This is a genomic window from Catenulispora sp. GAS73, from assembly GCF_041262085.1.
Lineage (GTDB): Bacteria > Actinomycetota > Actinomycetes > Streptomycetales > Catenulisporaceae > Catenulispora.
On sequence record NZ_JBGCCM010000012.1, the window covers coordinates 245,464 to 262,149 of the forward strand.

At 71.2% G+C, this 16,686-nt stretch carries 15 protein-coding genes; 6 read left to right on the plus strand and 9 right to left on the minus strand.

Annotated features, from left to right (window positions below; genetic code table 11):
* Positions 1–52 precede the first annotated feature (52 nt).
* Positions 53–607 carry a tetratricopeptide repeat protein gene (locus ABH935_RS20250; RefSeq protein ID WP_370379467.1) on the minus strand — a complete coding sequence of 185 codons (555 nt, stop codon included), beginning with the start codon at positions 605–607 and terminating at the stop codon, positions 53–55.
* A 386-nt stretch (positions 608–993) separates the two neighbouring features.
* Between ABH935_RS20250 and ABH935_RS20255 the strand changes: the two genes are divergently transcribed.
* Positions 994–1,197, plus strand: coding sequence for a cold-shock protein (locus tag ABH935_RS20255; RefSeq protein WP_194918483.1), 204 nt, complete (start codon positions 994–996; stop codon positions 1,195–1,197).
* 163 nt (positions 1,198–1,360) lie between these two features.
* On the opposite strand, the gene ABH935_RS20260 is transcribed toward ABH935_RS20255, so the two are convergent.
* The 4 genes from ABH935_RS20260 to ABH935_RS20275 form a co-directional block, all read right to left on the minus strand.
* Positions 1,361–2,203 (minus strand): serine protease, encoded by an 843-nt coding sequence (locus tag ABH935_RS20260; protein WP_370379468.1) that lies wholly within the window; start codon positions 2,201–2,203, stop codon positions 1,361–1,363.
* A 209-nt stretch (positions 2,204–2,412) separates the two neighbouring features.
* A complete protein-coding gene (locus tag ABH935_RS20265; protein ID WP_370379469.1) occupies positions 2,413–2,616 on the minus strand; it encodes a ferredoxin in 204 nt (67 codons plus the stop codon).
* Between the two features lie 83 nt (positions 2,617–2,699).
* The gene (locus tag ABH935_RS20270; RefSeq protein WP_370379470.1) at positions 2,700–3,902 is read right to left on the minus strand and encodes a cytochrome P450; all 1,203 of its coding nucleotides are present in this window, start codon (positions 3,900–3,902) and stop codon (positions 2,700–2,702) included.
* A 172-nt stretch (positions 3,903–4,074) separates the two neighbouring features.
* Entirely contained in the window at positions 4,075–4,605 is a 531-nt protein-coding gene (locus ABH935_RS20275) for a helix-turn-helix domain-containing protein (RefSeq protein ID WP_370379471.1), read from the minus strand.
* A gap of 107 nt (positions 4,606–4,712) precedes the next feature.
* On the opposite strand from ABH935_RS20275, the gene ABH935_RS20280 reads away from it, so the two are divergent.
* On the plus strand, positions 4,713–6,014 hold the full coding sequence (locus tag ABH935_RS20280; RefSeq protein ID WP_370379472.1) for a DUF3887 domain-containing protein: 1,302 nt from the start codon (positions 4,713–4,715) through the stop codon (positions 6,012–6,014).
* A 325-nt stretch (positions 6,015–6,339) separates the two neighbouring features.
* Positions 6,340–7,698, plus strand: coding sequence for a recombinase family protein (locus tag ABH935_RS20285; protein WP_370379497.1), 1,359 nt, complete (start codon positions 6,340–6,342; stop codon positions 7,696–7,698).
* A 150-nt stretch (positions 7,699–7,848) separates the two neighbouring features.
* Here ABH935_RS20285 and ABH935_RS20290 read toward each other — a convergent pair whose 3' ends face one another.
* Complete coding sequence (locus tag ABH935_RS20290; RefSeq protein ID WP_370379473.1) at positions 7,849–8,433, minus strand: ABATE domain-containing protein; 585 nt, start codon at positions 8,431–8,433, stop codon at positions 7,849–7,851.
* Between the two features lie 85 nt (positions 8,434–8,518).
* Here ABH935_RS20290 and ABH935_RS20295 point away from each other — a divergent pair, with 85 nt between their 5' ends.
* Genes ABH935_RS20295 through ABH935_RS20305 form a run of 3 tightly spaced genes read left to right on the plus strand, consistent with a single transcriptional unit; the run spans position 8,519 to position 13,493 of the window.
* Positions 8,519–9,730, plus strand: a complete 1,212-nt coding sequence (locus tag ABH935_RS20295; RefSeq protein ID WP_370379474.1) for an MFS transporter — start codon at positions 8,519–8,521, stop codon at positions 9,728–9,730.
* Positions 9,731–9,741: 11 nt separating this feature from the next.
* Positions 9,742–10,959, plus strand: coding sequence for an ABC transporter ATP-binding protein (locus ABH935_RS20300; RefSeq protein ID WP_370379475.1), 1,218 nt, complete (start codon positions 9,742–9,744; stop codon positions 10,957–10,959).
* Positions 10,959–13,493: an FtsX-like permease family protein gene (locus ABH935_RS20305; protein ID WP_370379476.1), complete on the plus strand. Its 2,535-nt coding sequence runs from the start codon at positions 10,959–10,961 to the stop codon at positions 13,491–13,493. The genes ABH935_RS20300 and ABH935_RS20305 overlap by 1 nt, the downstream gene beginning before the upstream one ends.
* 15 nt (positions 13,494–13,508) lie before the next feature.
* Here ABH935_RS20305 and ABH935_RS20310 read toward each other — a convergent pair whose 3' ends face one another.
* From ABH935_RS20310 to ABH935_RS20320, 3 genes are all read right to left on the minus strand, one after another.
* Complete coding sequence (locus ABH935_RS20310) at positions 13,509–14,111, minus strand: hypothetical protein (RefSeq protein ID WP_370379477.1); 603 nt, start codon at positions 14,109–14,111, stop codon at positions 13,509–13,511.
* 76 nt (positions 14,112–14,187) lie between these two features.
* Positions 14,188–16,257 (minus strand): LCP family protein, encoded by a 2,070-nt coding sequence (locus ABH935_RS20315; RefSeq protein WP_370379478.1) that lies wholly within the window; start codon positions 16,255–16,257, stop codon positions 14,188–14,190.
* A complete protein-coding gene (locus ABH935_RS20320) occupies positions 16,250–16,654 on the minus strand; it encodes a DUF6542 domain-containing protein (RefSeq protein ID WP_370379479.1) in 405 nt (134 codons plus the stop codon). Before ABH935_RS20320 ends, ABH935_RS20315 begins: the two co-directional genes overlap by 8 nt.
* Between the last annotated feature and the right edge of the window lie 32 nt (positions 16,655–16,686).

The following is a 16,686-nucleotide window of genomic DNA, read 5'->3' on the forward strand; positions in this document are numbered from 1 at the left end:
GATTCGTGATCTGCGCGGCCGCCATTTGCAGTCGTATCGGTCGTTGACTCGCCTACCGTCGCCGCAGGAACTCCTCGCCGTGTCTGTCGCGCCTGCGTTCGTCGGCGAGGGCCAACAGCGTCCGCTTCGCCTCGACGCTGCCGGCGTCTGCGGCTCGCAGAGCCCAGCGCTCGGCCCCGCTCGCGTCGCCTCGTTGGAACAGCAGGCAGGCGAGGTTGTACGCGGCGTCGGCGTGGCCGGTCTTCGCGGCCTTCTTGTACCAGCGCTCTGCGTCGGCGGTGGCGCCTTCCTCGTGGCGGAGCTGGCCCAGCTTCGCCATCGAGTGGGGGTTGCCGGCGTTGGCCGAGCGTTCCAGCCAGTCCCGGGATTCGGCGTGCTCGCCTCGTTTGCGCAGGATGAAGGCGACCATCTCCATCGCGTCCGCGTCGCCGGCGTCGGCTGCCTCCCGGAGCAGTGTCTCCCCCTCGGAATGCTGCCCTCGTTGGTGGAGCAGCACGCCGAGCAGGGTCTTGGCCTTCACCGTGCCCGCATCGGCCGCCTCGCGCAGCGGCGACTCGGCTTCGAGGGTCTGACCCTGTCCGACGAGCCGCTTGCCGAGCGCGTACATGGCATCGGGAGATCCTTCACCGCGTTGCTTTCCCCAACGGCCTGGCACGTGCGAACCCCCTGGCGCTTGCTGCTTCGCGACCCACCCCACGTCGTGCCGACAGTATATGTACGTCTATGTTCATAAAGCCATCGGTAGCCCCGTCGGTCCCGTCACGTCCCTCCGCCGGGGTCTCGCGCCGCGTTCGCTTATAGTTGCGTCGCGATACTAGTTCGCAAAACTCACCAGTGCTGGCATGCCGACGCGCGAAATGGCGAGTGAAAGCTGCCACCGACTGCGGTGATCTGGACGATTAGTAGTAGGGCTGACGCCACATGTCGTGCCATAGTTGGCTGGCGCAAGCGTCCAACACAAGGTGGGTGCGGCCGCAGGTATCGAGGAGATTCATGGCAACGGGTAAGGTCAAGTGGTTCAACGGCGAAAAGGGCTTCGGCTTCATCGAGCAGGATGGTGGGGGCCCGGACGTCTTCGTCCACTTCTCCGCGATCACCGGCAGCGGCTACCGCAACCTGGAAGAGAACCAGGCTGTGGAGTTCAACGTCACCCAGGGACCGAAGGGTCCGCAGGCTGAGGACGTCCGCGCCATCTAAGGCGCCGATGGCCAGCTCGAACACTCGAACACCGCCCGCTCCCGCATCGACGGGGACGGGCGGTGTTCTTGTGTCGGGAAGGTCGGGGGGTCGGCGGCCCTGTCGAGGCCGTCGGCGCGGACTGTCGGCCGGGACTGTCAGTCGGGCCGTCAGCCCCTACCCGCTACGACCCCGAAGGCAGCAGGCAGCCTGACACCGTCAGGTCGATGGCGTTCGACGAGTTCAGGCACGTCGTGATCCAGTACGTCTCCTGCCCGTACCCCTGCCCCTGGGTCTCCGTCGTGGTGCCGTCCGACGCGACTTCGCACGGGTTGTTCAGCGTGCACATCTGGCCGTCCTCGTTGATCGTGTTGTTCACGCCGACCACCTGGCCGGTGCTGGTGTCCACGACCGGGGAGCCGGAGCTGCCGCCGATGACGCTGCAGCCGCTGAGGCCGTAGCGGAGCGAGTCGTGCCAGGTCCACTGGTCCTCTTCGACCGTGCCGGCGAAGCCGTTCAGGGTGCAGCTCCAGGTCTGGTCCCAGTAGCCCGACGGTATGGCGATGGTGTCGCCGCTGGTCGGGTGGCTCGCGGACAGGGTGAGCGGGGTGGCGCCGTACTGGCTCGCCAGGGAGGCGAAGGTGTCGGTCAGCTCGTACACGGCCACGTCGGTGTTGGTCATGGTCGCGTACAGCAGCTTGTCGGCCTGTACGGTGCCGAGCTGGTTGCCGTTGGCGTCCAGCAGCGTGCCGGAGCGGCTGCTCGCCACGTTCTGCAGCACCTGGCCGGCCGAGGGCTCGCCGCCCTCGTAGCAGTGCCCCGCGGTGAGCATCAGAGCCTGGTCGGTGTCCTGCGAGGTGGGATACCGGACCAGTGAGGCGGAGCAGTCGTCCAGGGCGATGGTGCTCGCCAGGGTGACGCTGACGTCGGGGCGCGGCGCGGCGGTCGCGGTCCCGGCGGTCAGGGTGAGGGCGGCCGTGATGGTCACGGCCGCCGCGGCGAGCATCGCCGCGGTTCGCTTGAGCATGGGATCTCCATGGGGCGAGGGTGGTGGCATGCGCCTATTGGCACGCGGCGGAGCGTAGGAACGAATCCGGCATGTGTCAACGGGTCCTGATATAAATGCCACGACCCGGCCCGTACTCGCACCGCCTTGGTCACGGCGGGGCCGAGGCGGTGCGGGTGATGGGATCGGGGTGTCTCAGAGCGCTGTGTCTCAGAGCTCGGGGATCGAGCTCACTCCTGGTCCCCCTCGAAGCGGAGCGCTCCGGCCGGACACAGATTCACCGCGTCGCGCACCGCGTACCGGTGCTCGGCCGGCGGCTCCGGCTCCAGGACGACGACCAGGCCCTCTTCCTCGTCCTGGTCGAAGACCTCCGGCGCGTTCAGCGCGCACATGCCGGCGCCCATGCACTTCGACCGGTCTGCCTCGACCCGCATCTTGACGCTCCTCGCAGGGCTTGCAGGGCTTGCAGTGTTCGCACGGCTCGCAGGTGTTGCCGGGCTGGTCGGGTTCACCGTCGTCACCAGGCGACCGGCAGGCTGTGCACGCCGTAGATCAGCATGTCGTGCCGGAACGGGATCTCCTCGAACGGCACCGCCAGCCGCAGCTCCGGCAGCCCGTTGAGCAGCACGTCCAGCGCGATCTGCAGCTCGGCCCGGGCCAGCGGCTGCCCCAGGCATTGGTGCACGCCGAAGCCGAACGCCAGGTGCCGCCGCGCGTCCCGGCCCACGTCCACGGAGTCGGCGTCCGGGAACGCCTCGTCGTCCCGGTTGGCCGTGTTGATCATCAGCAGCACGCCGTCGCCGGCCCGGATCGTCTGCCCGCCGATCTCGACGTCCTCGGTCGCGACCCGGGGCAGCCCGGTGTGCACGATCGACAGGTAGCGCAGCATCTCCTCGACCGCGCCGCGGATCAGCGTGGGGTCGTCGCGCAGGCGCTCCATCTGGTCCGGGTTGCGCAGCAGTGTGAGGATCGACAGCGAGGTCATGTTCGCGGTCGTCTCGTGCCCGGCGACCAGCAGCAGCGTGCCCATCGTCGCGACCTCGTCGCAGGTGAGGTCCTCGCGGTGGATCAGCCGGCTGATGATGCTGCCGTCGTCGCTCTCCCGCTTGGCCTCGGCCAGCCGCTTGATGTACGCGTTCAGCTCGTCGCGCGCCTGCTCGACCTGCGCGGCGGTGGAATTGGCGTTCAGCAGCGTGCTGCTGCACTTCTGGAAGTACGCGTGGTCCTCGTACGGGACGCCCAGCAGCAGGCAGATCACCAGCGAGGGCAGCGGGAGCGCGAACTCGGTGACCAGGTCGGCGTGGTCGCGGTCCCGGATCATCGCGTCCAGCAGCTCCACGGCGATCGCCCGGACGTGCGGGCGCATCTCCTCCACCCGCTTGATGATGAAGTCCGAGGTGAGCATGCGCCGCAGCCGGGCGTGCTCCGGATCGTCCATGCGGATGAAGGTGGGGTTGCCCGTGGCCAGCTCCCGGCGTCCCGGGCTGAGGAACGGGAACCCGGCCTTGGCGGCGTCGGCGCTGAACCGGCGGTCCTGAAGCACGGCCCGCACGTCCTGATGCCGAGTGAGCATCCACGCGGTGGTGCCGTCGAACAGCCGCACCTGGGTGACGGGATTCTGTTCTCGCGCTTGGTCGTACGCGGGCGGCGGGTCGAACGGACAGGCTCCGCGGTCGGCGGGGACGGCGAGGACTTCGGCCGGGTGGTCCGCGATGGTCATACGCCTGATCCTTTCCAGGTGGCACAAGTTAGCTTTTGTACGCTAACTAACTGACCGTCAGCCTAACTCGCGCATGGTGATGAATAAAGGGTCGGATCGGGGGTTGAATCGGTATGAATCGGGAAGGGGTCGGGGCTCAGCACGCTGACAAGGACGAATGCGGCGACCTGACTCAGGATTGCTCGATGGGGAACAGGATCGGACTCAACAGATATTGAGACCGCTGCTCGGACGCTTCGTTTTCCAGGGCTGGCAGGATCGCCGCCCGCAGGGCGCTGATCAACGTCTCCAACTCCTCGCGGCTGAGCCAGACCGCGTGCTGGCGGTAGCCGACCAGATCCGCCGCCGGATCAGAGTCCTGACGTTCCAGGTAGGCCGCGAACTCGGCCTGCAGCGCCGCGGTCGCGGCGGCGAAGCCCACGCGGTGGTCGTCCTTCGTCAGCTCGGCGGCCTGCGCGCTGTCGATGCCGGCGCGCTCGCCGCGCAGCCGGTAGTGGCGCTCGACGGCGCCGCGCACGCGCCGTTCCTCGGCGATCTCCAGTACCCCGGCTTCCGTCAGGAGGTCGAGGTGGCGGTACAGCGTGGCCTTGGAGACGTCGCCGACGCGCTCGCTCAGCCGGCCGGCGGTCAGGACGCGGCCGCCGCGCAGCGCGTGGATGACGCGCAGGCGGACCGGATGTGCCAGGAGCTTCAGCGGGTCCATGGACCAACGATCTCATAGATGCTACCTTTCTCAAAGATGCGAAAGGTTGAAAATCCGACGCGCAGGATGTCGGCTGGAAGGCCGCACAGATCCCACCAGGGGGAGCCATGGAAGCGATCAACGACCCGGCGGCGCTGATGGCGCACTTCGTGGAACTGGCCGATCAGGGCCGGTGGCAGGCGATCGAGGCGCTCTTCGCCCCGAATCTGGCCGCGGTGGTCTCCGCCGACGCGGTCCGGGCCGCGTGGGAGGCCGAGGCCGTGCCGCTCGGGGACGTCGTCGGGCTCGGCGTCGCCCGTACCGAGCCGATCGACGACGCGCTGACGCGGGTGAGCGCCACCGTCAGTTTCACCAAGGGCGATCTCGCGATCTTCATCGCCACGGCCGGCGACGGACTGCTGCAGGGCCTGCGTATCGCGGCTCCCGGTGAGTGGACCGCGCCGTCCTACGCCGCTCCGAAACAGTTCACGGAGCACGAAGTCGTCGTCGGCGAGGGCCCGCTGGCCGTCCCCGGCACGCTGACCGTCCCGCGCGGCGCGGGGCCTTTCCCGGCCGCGATCCTGCTGTCGGGCGGCGGGCCCTTCGACCGCGACGGCACCGCCGGTCCGCTCAAACCGCTCAAGGACCTGGCCTGGGGGCTGGGCAGCCGTGGCGTCGCGAGCGTGCGCTTCGACAAGGTCGGCGCCGTGCACGCCGGGGTCCTCGCCGAGATGCTGGAGTTCACCGCCGCCGACGAGTACCTGCCGTACGTGCGCGACGCCTTCCGGCAGCTCGATCAGAATCCTGAGATCGACTCCGACCGCATCCACGTCGTCGGGCACAGCATGGGCGCGAAGATGGCGCCGCGGGCCGCCGAGGCCGAGCCGCGGATCGCGGGGCTCGTGCTCATGGCGGCCGACGCCGCGCCGATGCAGCGCTCGGCCGTGCGGGTCGTGCGCTACCTGGCCGGTCTCGGCCTGATCCCGGACGAGACGGTCGCCGTCATGGAGGGGCAGGCCGCGAACGTCGAGCGCGCCGATCTGTCGTCCTCGACACCGACCGACGACCTTCCGCTCGGCTACTCCGGGGCCTACTGGCTCGACATGCGCGGCTACGATCCGGTCGCTACGGCGAAGAACCTCACGCAGCCGATGCTGATTCTGCAGGGCGGGCGCGACTATCAGGTCACGGTCGAGGACGACCTCGCATTGTGGCGCGCGGGGATCGGGGATCGGGCGGATGTGGACATTCGGGTCTACGCCGCCGACAACCACATGTTCGCGCCCGGCGCCGGAACGTCGACGCCGGCCGAGTACGCGACTCCGGCGAACGTCGATTCTGTGGTGGTTGATGACATTGTGCGGTGGCTTGCTCCGGAGGCTCCGCGCGGCAAACGACTGTTCTCAGGAATGCGTGTACGCCGAGGCTGACCTCGGTCTTCTATAACGGATTCCGTCGACTTCACGATTTCTTCAGAATTCCCGGCGCTGGTCAGAAGGTTGCCGTGAGAGACCTGCATACGAGTTACTCACGCAGGTGTAAAGTGCTTCGCGAGATAGGCGGATCCCATAGGGAATGTACGTCAGAGCCCGGGGCCGTCGAATCGGTGGGTCGTGCGCCGGTGTTCGTCCGGAGCCTCACTCGACGTGTTCGACAGGGCTCGGATCGTTCCCGTTAGAAAGCTGTGACCTGGGTTCTCGCCCGGTGGTACTCCCCATCTCCTATGCAGCGTAGTAGATTTGTGGTGTGGCTGACATGCGAGAGCCGTTGTTCGCGGCGGGTATCTACTGCTGTGTACCGCACATCGATGACGAGGATCAGAGCACTGTCGACGTGCGTGAGCGCGAGTGCCGTGAGTACGCGCGGTCGCGGCGGCTGCACGTGGCGCCGGCGGCCGTGCAGGCCGACGCGGTGCGCACGGTGTGGAAGGCCAAGGGCGTCAAGCCCGGGTGGGCGGCGACGCTGGCGGCCGTGGAGCGCAGGAAGATCAGGGACCTGATCCTGTACGCGCCGGGCTCGCTGCTGCGCCATCGCGCGCACGATCTGGTGCGGCTGCTGAACGCCAGCGAGCGCAACGGGATCGTGCTGCACAGCGTCGGCGACGAGTGGGACCTGGCCGACCCGGCGCAGCGGCGCACGCTGAGCGACCGCGCGTCGGTGGCGTGGCGCGCGGCGCAGGCGGTGTCGCGGGCTTCGCGCGCGGCGCATCGGGGTGCCGCGCTGGCCGGGCGGCCGCACGGCGGCGGACGCCGCGCGTTCGGTTACGAGTCCGGCATGGGATCGGTGATCCCGGCCGAGTCCAAGGTGGTGCGCGAGGTGTTCGCGCGGTTCCTGGAAGGCGAGACGCTGCGCGCCATCGCGTTCGATTTGAACGGTCGAAAGGTGCCGACGGCGATGGGCTCGGACTGGACCGTCGGCGGCGTCGGCCGGATCCTGGACGCGCCGCGCTACGCCGGGATCCGCGTCTTCCGCGGCCAGATCCGCGGCGACGACGGCGGATACCTGCACGCGGCGTGGGAGCCGTGCGTCAGCGTCGAGGACTGGGAGCGGGTCCGGGCGCTGCGGGCGAATCACAGCGCCGGGCACACCACCGCGCGCAACGGCGCCGAGCGCTCGGGCTACCTGCTGACCGGGCTGGTGGAGTGCCTGGCGTGCGGGCACAGCATGGTCGGCTCGGTCGTCGGCGGCTACCGGATGTACGCCTGCGCCTCGACCCGGAACCAGCCGCCGGGGGAGTGCGCGCGCTCGATCGGGGCGACGTCGTTCGAGATGCACGTCCAGGAGGACGCGGTACGCATCCTGCAGGAGTGGGACGCCGCGCGCGTCGCGTCGCTGCCGATGGTGGGCAACCGGCGCCCGGACCCGCGGTCCGCGGAGGACGGCGAGCACGCGGCCTTCGGCGACGTCCACGGCGGGGTGGTGGTGCGGTCGGCGTCGGCGATCGACGGGATCGTGACCGGCCCGGACGCCGGGGCGGACTGGCCGCGGGTGCCGCTGCGGCGGCGGGCCGAGGTGCTGCGGTTCTTGTACACGGTGATTCGGGTGGGGCCGAAGACGACAAGCCGGGGGGTTTTCGATCCGGGGCGGATCGCTTTCATGCCGCATCCGCTGTAGGTGCGGCGGCCGGCGGGCTTTGGCGGCGGCGTTCCGGTGCGGCATGAGCAGCAGGCTCGGCGGCCGAAATCAGCGATGAGCGTGGCGGGATGCGGCGGCTGGCATCAGGGGTGAGCGGGTCGGGGCATTCGCGATGAGCGCGGCGGGACCTTACCCGGCGCCGGGGTGCTTGCTGCGCCACGTGCTCTTCTTGGCCTGGTTGCCGCAGCGGTCCATCGAGCACCAGCGGCGCGTCCCGGGGCGCGATGTGTCCAGGAACCAAGCGCCGCAGTTCGGCCCCGCGCAGTCGCGGACCCGGTCGATCAGCGGCGACGTCGCGAGATCGAGCGCATCCCGGGCGACGGCGGCGAGGATCGCGGCGACCGGGTCGTCCGCGGTGTGGTGCAGCGCGCCGTCTTCGTTCAGGACCGGATGCGGGGTCGGCGCGGACGCTGCCTTGTTGAGCAGGCCGCGCGCGTCAGGCGGGCAGTCCGCGGGGGCCGTGGCACGTGCAGCTTTCAACAGCGCGTAGACCGCCTCGCGGGTTTCTTGTGCGGCGCGCAGCGTGCGGGGCGTCGGCGTGGGGATCGCGACGTCCTCGTCATACGGCCCGAGCTGCCTGATCCAGGAGACCAGAGTCTCAGGGGTGGCGAGTTCTTCGAACGCTCCATCCGTGCCGCGCCATCTCAACGTTCGGATGAAGTCCAGGCACAGGCGGCCGGAACCGGTGCGGAACTCGGTGATCGTCTCGGGCATGGTCTCAGCTTACCTCGTGCGGAACCGGTTTGACCGGTGTACATTGACTGAACCACTTTAACCGGTTCCCATGAGGTGACTTCTGGTGTCCGCACTCGTCGTACCCGCCCCTGCCCTGAAGCCGGTCCTGAGCCGGCCGTTGACGTTGTTGCTGTCGATCGCGTGCGGTGTGGCCGTCGCGAACATCTACTTCCCGCAGGCGATCAGCCCGCTGATAGCCTCCGGACTCAAGACGAGTAAGAGCTCTGCCGCGCTGGTCACGACCTGCGCGCAGTTCGGTTACGCGGCCGGCATCTTCCTGCTGGTCCCGCTCGGCGACCGGCTACGGCACCGGCGGTTGGTCACGACGCTGCTGGTGCTCACCACGGTCGGCCTGGTGCTCGCCGGGACCGCGGACACGCTGCCGATGCTGGCCGTCGCCAGCACCCTGATCGGGGCGACGACGGTCGTGCCGCAGATCCTGATACCGATGGCCGCCGGGCTGGCCGAGCCCGAGCGGCGCGGCGAGGTGACCGGGACGCTGCTGTCGGGGCTGATCGGCGGGATCCTGTTGGCCCGCACGTTCTCCGGGACGCTCGGGCAGTGGCTCGGCTGGCGTGCGCCGTACCTGGTCGCGGCGGTGGCGGTGGTGCTGCTGTCGGTCGCGATGGCCGCGTTCCTGCCGTCGACGACGCCGAGTACCGGCGAGCGGTACCCGGCGTTGCTGGCGGCGTCGGTGCGTCTGCTGCGGACGGAGCCGTTGCTGCGGCGTTCGTGTCAGTACCAGGTGTTGGTGTTCGCGGCGTTCAGCGCGGCGTGGACGGCGCTGGCGCTGCACGTCACCGGACCGAAGTACCACCTCGGCACACCCGCGGTCGGGGTGCTGGCGCTGGTCGGGGCCGGGAGCATGTTCGCGACGCCGCGGGCCGGCCGGGCGACCGACCGGCTGGGGCCGGACGCGGTGAACCTGCGGTGCCTGATCGGAGTGGTGGCGGCTGCGGCGGTCCTGGTGACCGGTTCGGTGGGCGGCGTGTTCGGGCTCGTGGGCCTGGCGGTCGGGATGCTCGCGCTGGACGTCGCGATGCAGTCGGGGCAGGTCGCGAACCAGGCGCGGATCTTCGCGCTGCGGCCGTCGGAGCGGGCGCGGCTGAACACGGCGTACATGACGTGCGCCTTCCTCGGCGGGAGCGCGGGGTCGTGGCTCGGGGTGCGGGCGTATTCGGCGTTCGGATGGAACGGGGTGTGCGGGGCCGTCGCGATCTTGGGCACGGTGGCGCTACTGCGCTGCCTCTTGATACCTAGACAGTCTAAAGCCTAGAGTTCCTAGGCATGACGACGATCGTTGCGGCCGGCCTGACCAAGAGCTACGGCGCCGAGCCGAACCGCGTGCCCGCGCTGCGCGGCGTGGACGTCGCGATCCCCAAGGGCACCTTCACCGCGGTGATGGGGCCCTCGGGATCCGGCAAGTCCACGCTGCTGCACTGCCTGTCCGGGCTGGACACCGTGGACGCCGGCACGGTGCGCATCGGCGAGACGGAGATCACGGCCCTGCCGGAGCGCGCGCTGACCCGGCTGCGGCGCGAGCGCATCGGCTTCGTGTTCCAGGCCTTCAACCTCCTGCCGACGCTGACGGCCCGCGAGAACATCGTGCTCCCGCTGCAACTCACCGGCCGCCGCCCCGACGCAGCACACTTCGACGCTGTGGTGACCCTCCTGGGCCTGCCCGACCGCCTGGAACACACACCGGCGCAACTGTCCGGCGGCCAGGCCCAGCGCGTGGCGATGGCCCGCGCCCTGATCACCCGACCCGACGTGGTCTTCGCCGACGAACCCACCGGCAACCTCGACCGCCGCACCGGCCGCGAACTCCTGGACCTGCTCCGCCGCAGCGTGACCGAACTCGGCCAGACCGTGGTGATGGTGACGCACGACCCGGCCGCCGCCGCCCGCACCGACCGAGTCTTGCTGCTGGCCGACGGCCGGATCGTGGACGACGTGGCGGCGCCTTCGGGCACCGAGGTGCTGCGGCGGCTGGACGAGTTGGATGCGGGGGAGGCCGCCGCCGCCCGGGCCGCCGATCCCGCCGCCGATTCACGTGGGGGCCGACCAGCGACTTATCTAGTCGCCGCACTTCCAGCCGCCGCGAGCGTCGCCGCCGGCCCAAGCGCCACCGGCCCAGCCGCCGCCGGCCCAAGCGCCACCGGCCCAGCCGCCGATCATCCGGCCGCCGCCAGCCTCGCCACCGAACTAACCGCCACCGGCCCAGCCGCTGCGAGCGTCGCCGCCGGCCTAACCGCCGCTGGCCCAGCCGCCGCCGGCTCAGCTGCCGCGAGTCTTGCCGCCGACCCAGCCGCCGATCGTCTAGCCGCCGCCGAACTGGTCACCGATCCGGCAGCCGCCGATTCGGCCGCTGGCCTGGCCGTCAATCTGCTTGCCGGCAGCTCAGCTGCCGAGTCCGCCGCAGGTCCGGGTGCTGATCCGGCCGCCACTCGCCCGGCCGCCACCAAACGTGCCGCCCGCCGCCGCCGCCGCGAGGCGACCGCCTGATGCGCATCGCCACCGTCCTGCGCCGCGGCCTCGCCGCCCGCAAGGCCCGCGCCCTCGCGACCGGCGGGGCCGTGGCGGCGGCCGTCGCCTTTCTCGCGTCGAGCTACATCCTCACCGACACCATCGACGCGGGCGTCCGGCAGCAGGCTGATGCCGCGACCGCCGGGGTGTCCGCCGTCGTCACTGATGCGCGCGGCTTCGGCGGCTCGGTCCTCACCGGGGCGCCGACGCTGCCCGCCTCGCTCGTCGGGCGGGTGCGCGGGGTACCGGGCGTCGTCGCGGCCGAGGGCATTGTCGAGGGCTACGCCATGCCGCTCGACCGCAGCGGCCACACCACCTCCGCGCTCGGTGGCCTCGGCCTGTCGATCCCGGCGGATCCGCGCCTGCGGCTCGTGAGCCTCCAGTCCGGGCGGTGGCCTCAGGGTCCTGATCAGATCGTGGTCGACGCCGGGACGGCCGGAAGCCTCAACCTCGCCGCCGGCAGCACCTTGCGTGTGGCGCTGGCGCGCGGCGTCCAGAGCTTCACCGTCACCGGGACCGTCGGCTTCGGCGGCGCGCAGAACATCGCAGGGCTCAGTGTCGTGGGCTTCGACTCCGCGACGGCCGCCGCGTTCCTCGGCAGCGGCGACACCGTCGCGGCGGTCGAGGCCGTCGGCGCGTCCGGCGTCGACCCGGCGGTCCTCCAATCGCGCATCGCGGCGGCGGTCGGCGGCGACTACACCGTCCGTACCGGGGCGCAGCAGGCGGCGCAGCTGGTCAGCCAGGTCGGGTCGGTGACCTCCACGATCGGCGCGGTGCTGCAGGTCTTCGCGACGGTCTCGGTCGTGGTGGCCGCGCTGCTGATCGCGAACATCTTCGCCGTCACCGTCGCGCAGCGCACCCGCGAGCTCGCGCTTCTGCGCTGCGTCGGTGCCGGACGCCTGCAACTGGCGCGCCTCGTCCTCGCCGAGGCTTCGCTGGTCGGGCTGGCCGGTGCGGTCGTCGGGCTGCCGCTCGGGCTCGGCGTCACCACCGGGCTGCGCTGGGGCTTCGGCCACTTCGGCCTGCCGCTCCCGGCCGGCCCGACCGTCGTCGCGGCGCGCACCGTCATCCTGTGCTTCGTCGTCGGCCCCGGCATCTCCGTCATCGCCGCGGCCTCGGCGGCCCGCCGCGCGTCCCGCGAGCGACCGCTCGCCGCGCTCAGTGCCGTCACCACCGCCGATCACGCCGGACGCCTGTCCTGGTGGCGACGTGCGGCAGCCGCGCTCGCGTTCCTCGGCGGCGCGGCCCTGGAAGCCGGCGCCGGCAGCGTCGCCCCGGCAGGCCTCGGCAGTATCCTGATTCTCCTCGGTGTCGGCCTGGCCGGCCCGGCGCTCGTGCGGCCGCTGACGGCGGCACCGCGCGCGGCCGTCGCCGTCGTATCAGGGTTCGTAGGCCGCCTCGCCGGACGCCAGATGACCCGCGAGCCGCGCCGCGTGGCAGGCACCGCCGGCACCCTCGCCGTCGCCGTGGCCACCGTCTCCATCGTCGCGGCGATGGCGGCCTCCCTGGTTTCCGAGAGCGAGGCTGACGTACGCCGCTCCCTGCACGCCGACCTCGTCGCCGCCACCACCGCCGGCACCGGCGCCACCCTCGACCCGAGCGCGGTCCAGCGCATCGCCGCGCTGCCCGGCGTGGCCCACGCGACCGGCCTGTCCTGCGGCATCTTCAAGGCGCCCGGCGACTCCGAGAAGGCCTGCGGCGTCGACCCGACCACCCTGCCCGCCGACGTCGATCCCGGCGTCAGCGCCGGCCGCCTCGACGACCTCGCCACGCCCGGCACTATGGCGGTCAGCGCCCTGGCCGCGCAGCGCGACGGCTGGCGCCTCGGCCAGACCGTCCCGATCACGTTCCCGGTCGGCGGGACCCGCCCCGTCCGCATCGCCGCCCTCTACGACAATGAGCAGGTCCTCGGCGCCTTCCTGATCCCCGAATCCGACTACCTGAAAGCGTATCCGCCGCAGGATCAGGGCTTTGAGGAAGTCCTGATCCGCACCCAGCCGGGGCAGACCGCGTCGGCCCGCCGAGCCGTCGCGGCCGCCCTCGCCGCCTACCCGCAAGCCACCCTCGACGATCGCGCCGCCTTCGCCGTCCGGGCCGCCCAGGGCTTCCAGCTCCTGGCCACGATCATGACCGCGCTGCTCGCCCTGAGCCTGCTGATCGGCGTCCTGGCCGTCGTCACCAGCCTGGCGCTGAGCGTGCTGGAACGCACCCGGGAGATCGGCCTGCTCCGTGCGGTCGGCGCCGAGGCGAGCCATATCCGTACCCTGATCCGCAGCGAAGCGCTGGCCACCGTGGCGACCGGCACGTTCACCGGCGTCGTCCTGGGCGTGCCGATCGGCTGGATCCTGGCGCGCGCCGTCATGGACGGCCACCTGCCGGGAACCCCGTCGGTCCCGGTGCTGCTGCTGGCGGTCGTGGTGCCCGCGACGTTCGTCACCGGGCTGCTGGCGGCCGTGGCTCCGGCACGCCGCGCCGTGCGGATCGGAGTCCTGCAGGCGCTGCGTGCCGAATAGAAGCCCTAGAAGGTCCTACTTTGCTTCCGACTCGCCGCCGACGGCAGGCTTATCGCCGGCCGGTGCAGCCGAAGCAGCCGAAGCAGCCGCAACAGCCGAACCAGCCGAACCAGCGTTCGGCTCGTCCATGTCGATCACCGGCACCGGGTCCAGCCCGAGGTGCGCCGCTATCCGCGTCAGCAACATGTCCTGCGCCACCAAGTGCTCCTGCAGCTGCGCGGTCTCGTGCAGCGTGGCACTCGCGTCGTGGTACGTCGCCTCGCTGCGCGCGTCGGCGGCCGCCGCCTGCACGTTCTGCCCCACCATGATCACCGACAGCAGCACCAGCTGCAGGAAGGTCTGCGCGACCCACGCCACGATCGTCGAGGCGCCGCCCCGGATCGCGGACGGCAGGCTGATCATGTCGAACGCCGCGAACAGGTACGCGCACCACATCGAACCCACGGCCCGGGTGATGAGCAGCGCGGCCTTGGTGTTGAAACGCGTGGCCGCGTTGTCGGTGCGGTGCTGGTCGGCGACCTTCACCGGGCCCTCGGCGTGCCGGGCCGCGATGTGCGGGTGCGGGATGTGCTCGTAGTGCAGGTGCTTGGCCAGGTCCAGCGGGTTGTTCGGGCTCATCGGGCGCTCTTTCGACGACGGCGGGGCCCGACGGCCCGGGCCCGGTTCGTCGGGTGCTCGATACCGGCGAGCGAGATCAGTTCACGCAGGTGATCCCGTTGTCCATGGCGATGCCGGGCGAATTCGCCGGATCCGGCGCGCCGGACGGATCCGGTGTCGCGGAGTCCGTCGGGCCCGGTCCGGTCGCGTCGGTCGGCGCCGGGGGCTGGGGGCCACCGGGCGGAGTGTAGTCGGCGCCGAGTCTGATCAGCACATGACCGGCGGCGGTGCGGGCCGACGGCGCCGGGACGGCCTGCACGCCGAGCGTGGCCGCGAGCTGGCCGGCGGCCTTGGCCGCGCCCTTGCCGTACAGGATCGTGGTGCGGTTCTGGGCGGCGGCGCCGGCGGTCTTGTCCACCGGCCAGCCGGAGGCGGCCAGCCACTCGCCGACCGTGGTCGCCAGGCCGTTCTTGGCGGTGGCGTTGTAGACGTCGACGACGGTGTGCGTGTCGGTCGGCGCGATCGCAGCCGGACGCATGCCGGTGGCCGCGCCGGGGGCGGCGGGCAGCGGCGGGAGGGCCGGAGCGGCGCCGGCCGCCTGCGAAGTCCCCACTTGCGAAGTCCCCGCCTGCGAAATCCCGGTCTGCGAAGCGCCCGATGCCGAAGACGTAGTCCCCGAAGTCCCGGTGACTCCCGCAGCCCCCGCGACCCCCGCCTGATCCGGCAGCGCCGAACGGTCCTGCCCGAGCCCGCCCCCCGAATCGTTGAGCCCGCGCGGCCCCAGCACCGACGCCGGATCCCCGCCCTCCCCGTTCTGCGTCATCTCGTTCGCGAACTCCTTCGCGTCGCCGAACCCTGTCATCACGATCTGCCGGATCTGCACCGGGTTCACGCTGTTGACCGACCCGTCGCCCGGCAGCACCGGCTGCCCGGTGATCGGCAGCTCGCGGAAGTCGGCGCTGCCCGCTGTCAGGTTCTGCGCCCGGTCGGCGAAGTCCAGCACATCCCAGGAGTCGTCGATGACCACGTCTTTCTTCACCACGTCGAACAGCCCTTGCATCTTCCCCAGGTCGCCGATCACGCCCTCGCTCTTGAGCTTGTGCATCACCGACGACAGGAACGCCTGCTGCCGCCGGTTGCGGTCGAAGTCGCCGCGCAGCAGGTGGAAACGCTGGCGCACGAACTGCAGCGCGCCGGCGGCGTCCAGCATCGAGTGCCCGGCCGGCAGCTTCAGCCCGGTGCCCGCGCCGTCCTCGATCGGGTCGTACACCGGGTGGTTCAGGCAGACCTCGATCGGGCCCACGGCCTTGGCGACGTCGTAGAAGCCCAGCAGGTTGATCTCGGCCAGGTGGTCCACGTGCTCGCCGGTGAGCAGCTGCACGGCCCGGATCGTGGACTCCCGGCCCACCTCGCGGCTGATCTTCTCGATCTGCGCCTGGTCGGTCATGCCGCCGGCCTTCAACCGATCCACCGCGATCGCCTTGGCGCGGCCGTACGCCTCCTTGATCTTGTGCATGCCCAGATCCGGGATGTCGCCGACGGTCGAGGTGCCGCCGGGCTCCTCGACGTAGTCGTCGCGGGCGATCGAGAACGCGGTGACGCGGCCGCCGTCGGCCGGGATGTGCATGAAGATCAGGACGTTGGTGTTGTAGCCGCCGATGCCCGAGGAGCCGGCGTGCAGTTCCTGCTCGACGAAGTCGGTCGGCAGGTCGGCGCCGTTCATGTCCTTGCGCGAGTCCAGGCCGATCAACAGCAGGTTGACCGAGCCGTCCAGGTGCGGGGCGACGTAGCCCTTCTCGCCGGAGCGGATCTCGTTGATCGCGTCGGAGGTCAGCAGGCCGGAGGTCAGGTTGTGGTACGCGGCCCAGGTCGCGGCACTGGCCGCGACGATCGCGGCGGAGGCCGTGCAGGCCAGCGCGCGAGCCGCGACGACGGCCCGGCGGCGGCGCGGCCCGCGGCGATCGGGACGCGGGGGACCGGGCGGACGCGGCGGCTGCTGCGGACGCGGAGTCCAGTAGCGCTGGTCGTCCGGCGGACGCGAGCCCGGCGTGCGCGGCGACAGGTCGTACGGGGGCTGCGGTCGAGGTCGGCCGGTACGAGCCGGGCCGGGGCCGGGGCCGGTCTCGCCGCCCCGCCGGTATCCGGGTCCTGATCCGTACTCAGGCACGAGCCGACCTCCGGGCGAGCCGGCGTAACAGTGCCACGGCCGCCGTGACCAGCAGCGTCACCACCATCGCCGGGAAGGCGTCGATCATGCCGTGCGCCACCGCGACCGCCTGCCTGGCACCGCCGCCCGAGGCGTCGAAGACCTCGCGCCCCACGCACACCGCCCAGATCGCCACCGGCGCCAGCGGCAGCACCCACCACAACCCGTCCGTCCGCACCCGCAGCGCCGCCAGCGCCGCGCCGGCCGCGCACAGCACCGCGAACAGCACGCCGCCGAAGAACAACGTCCCGATCGCCGGGACGAGCACGAGCAAGGCCGTGACCCGCCCCGCCGTGATGTTTCCGCGCGTGGTGGGTGCGCGATGACAGCTGCCGTGAGTGCCGGGGGTGTGTGGCATGTGGCACATCTTCACATCTTGGGTGGCACTGG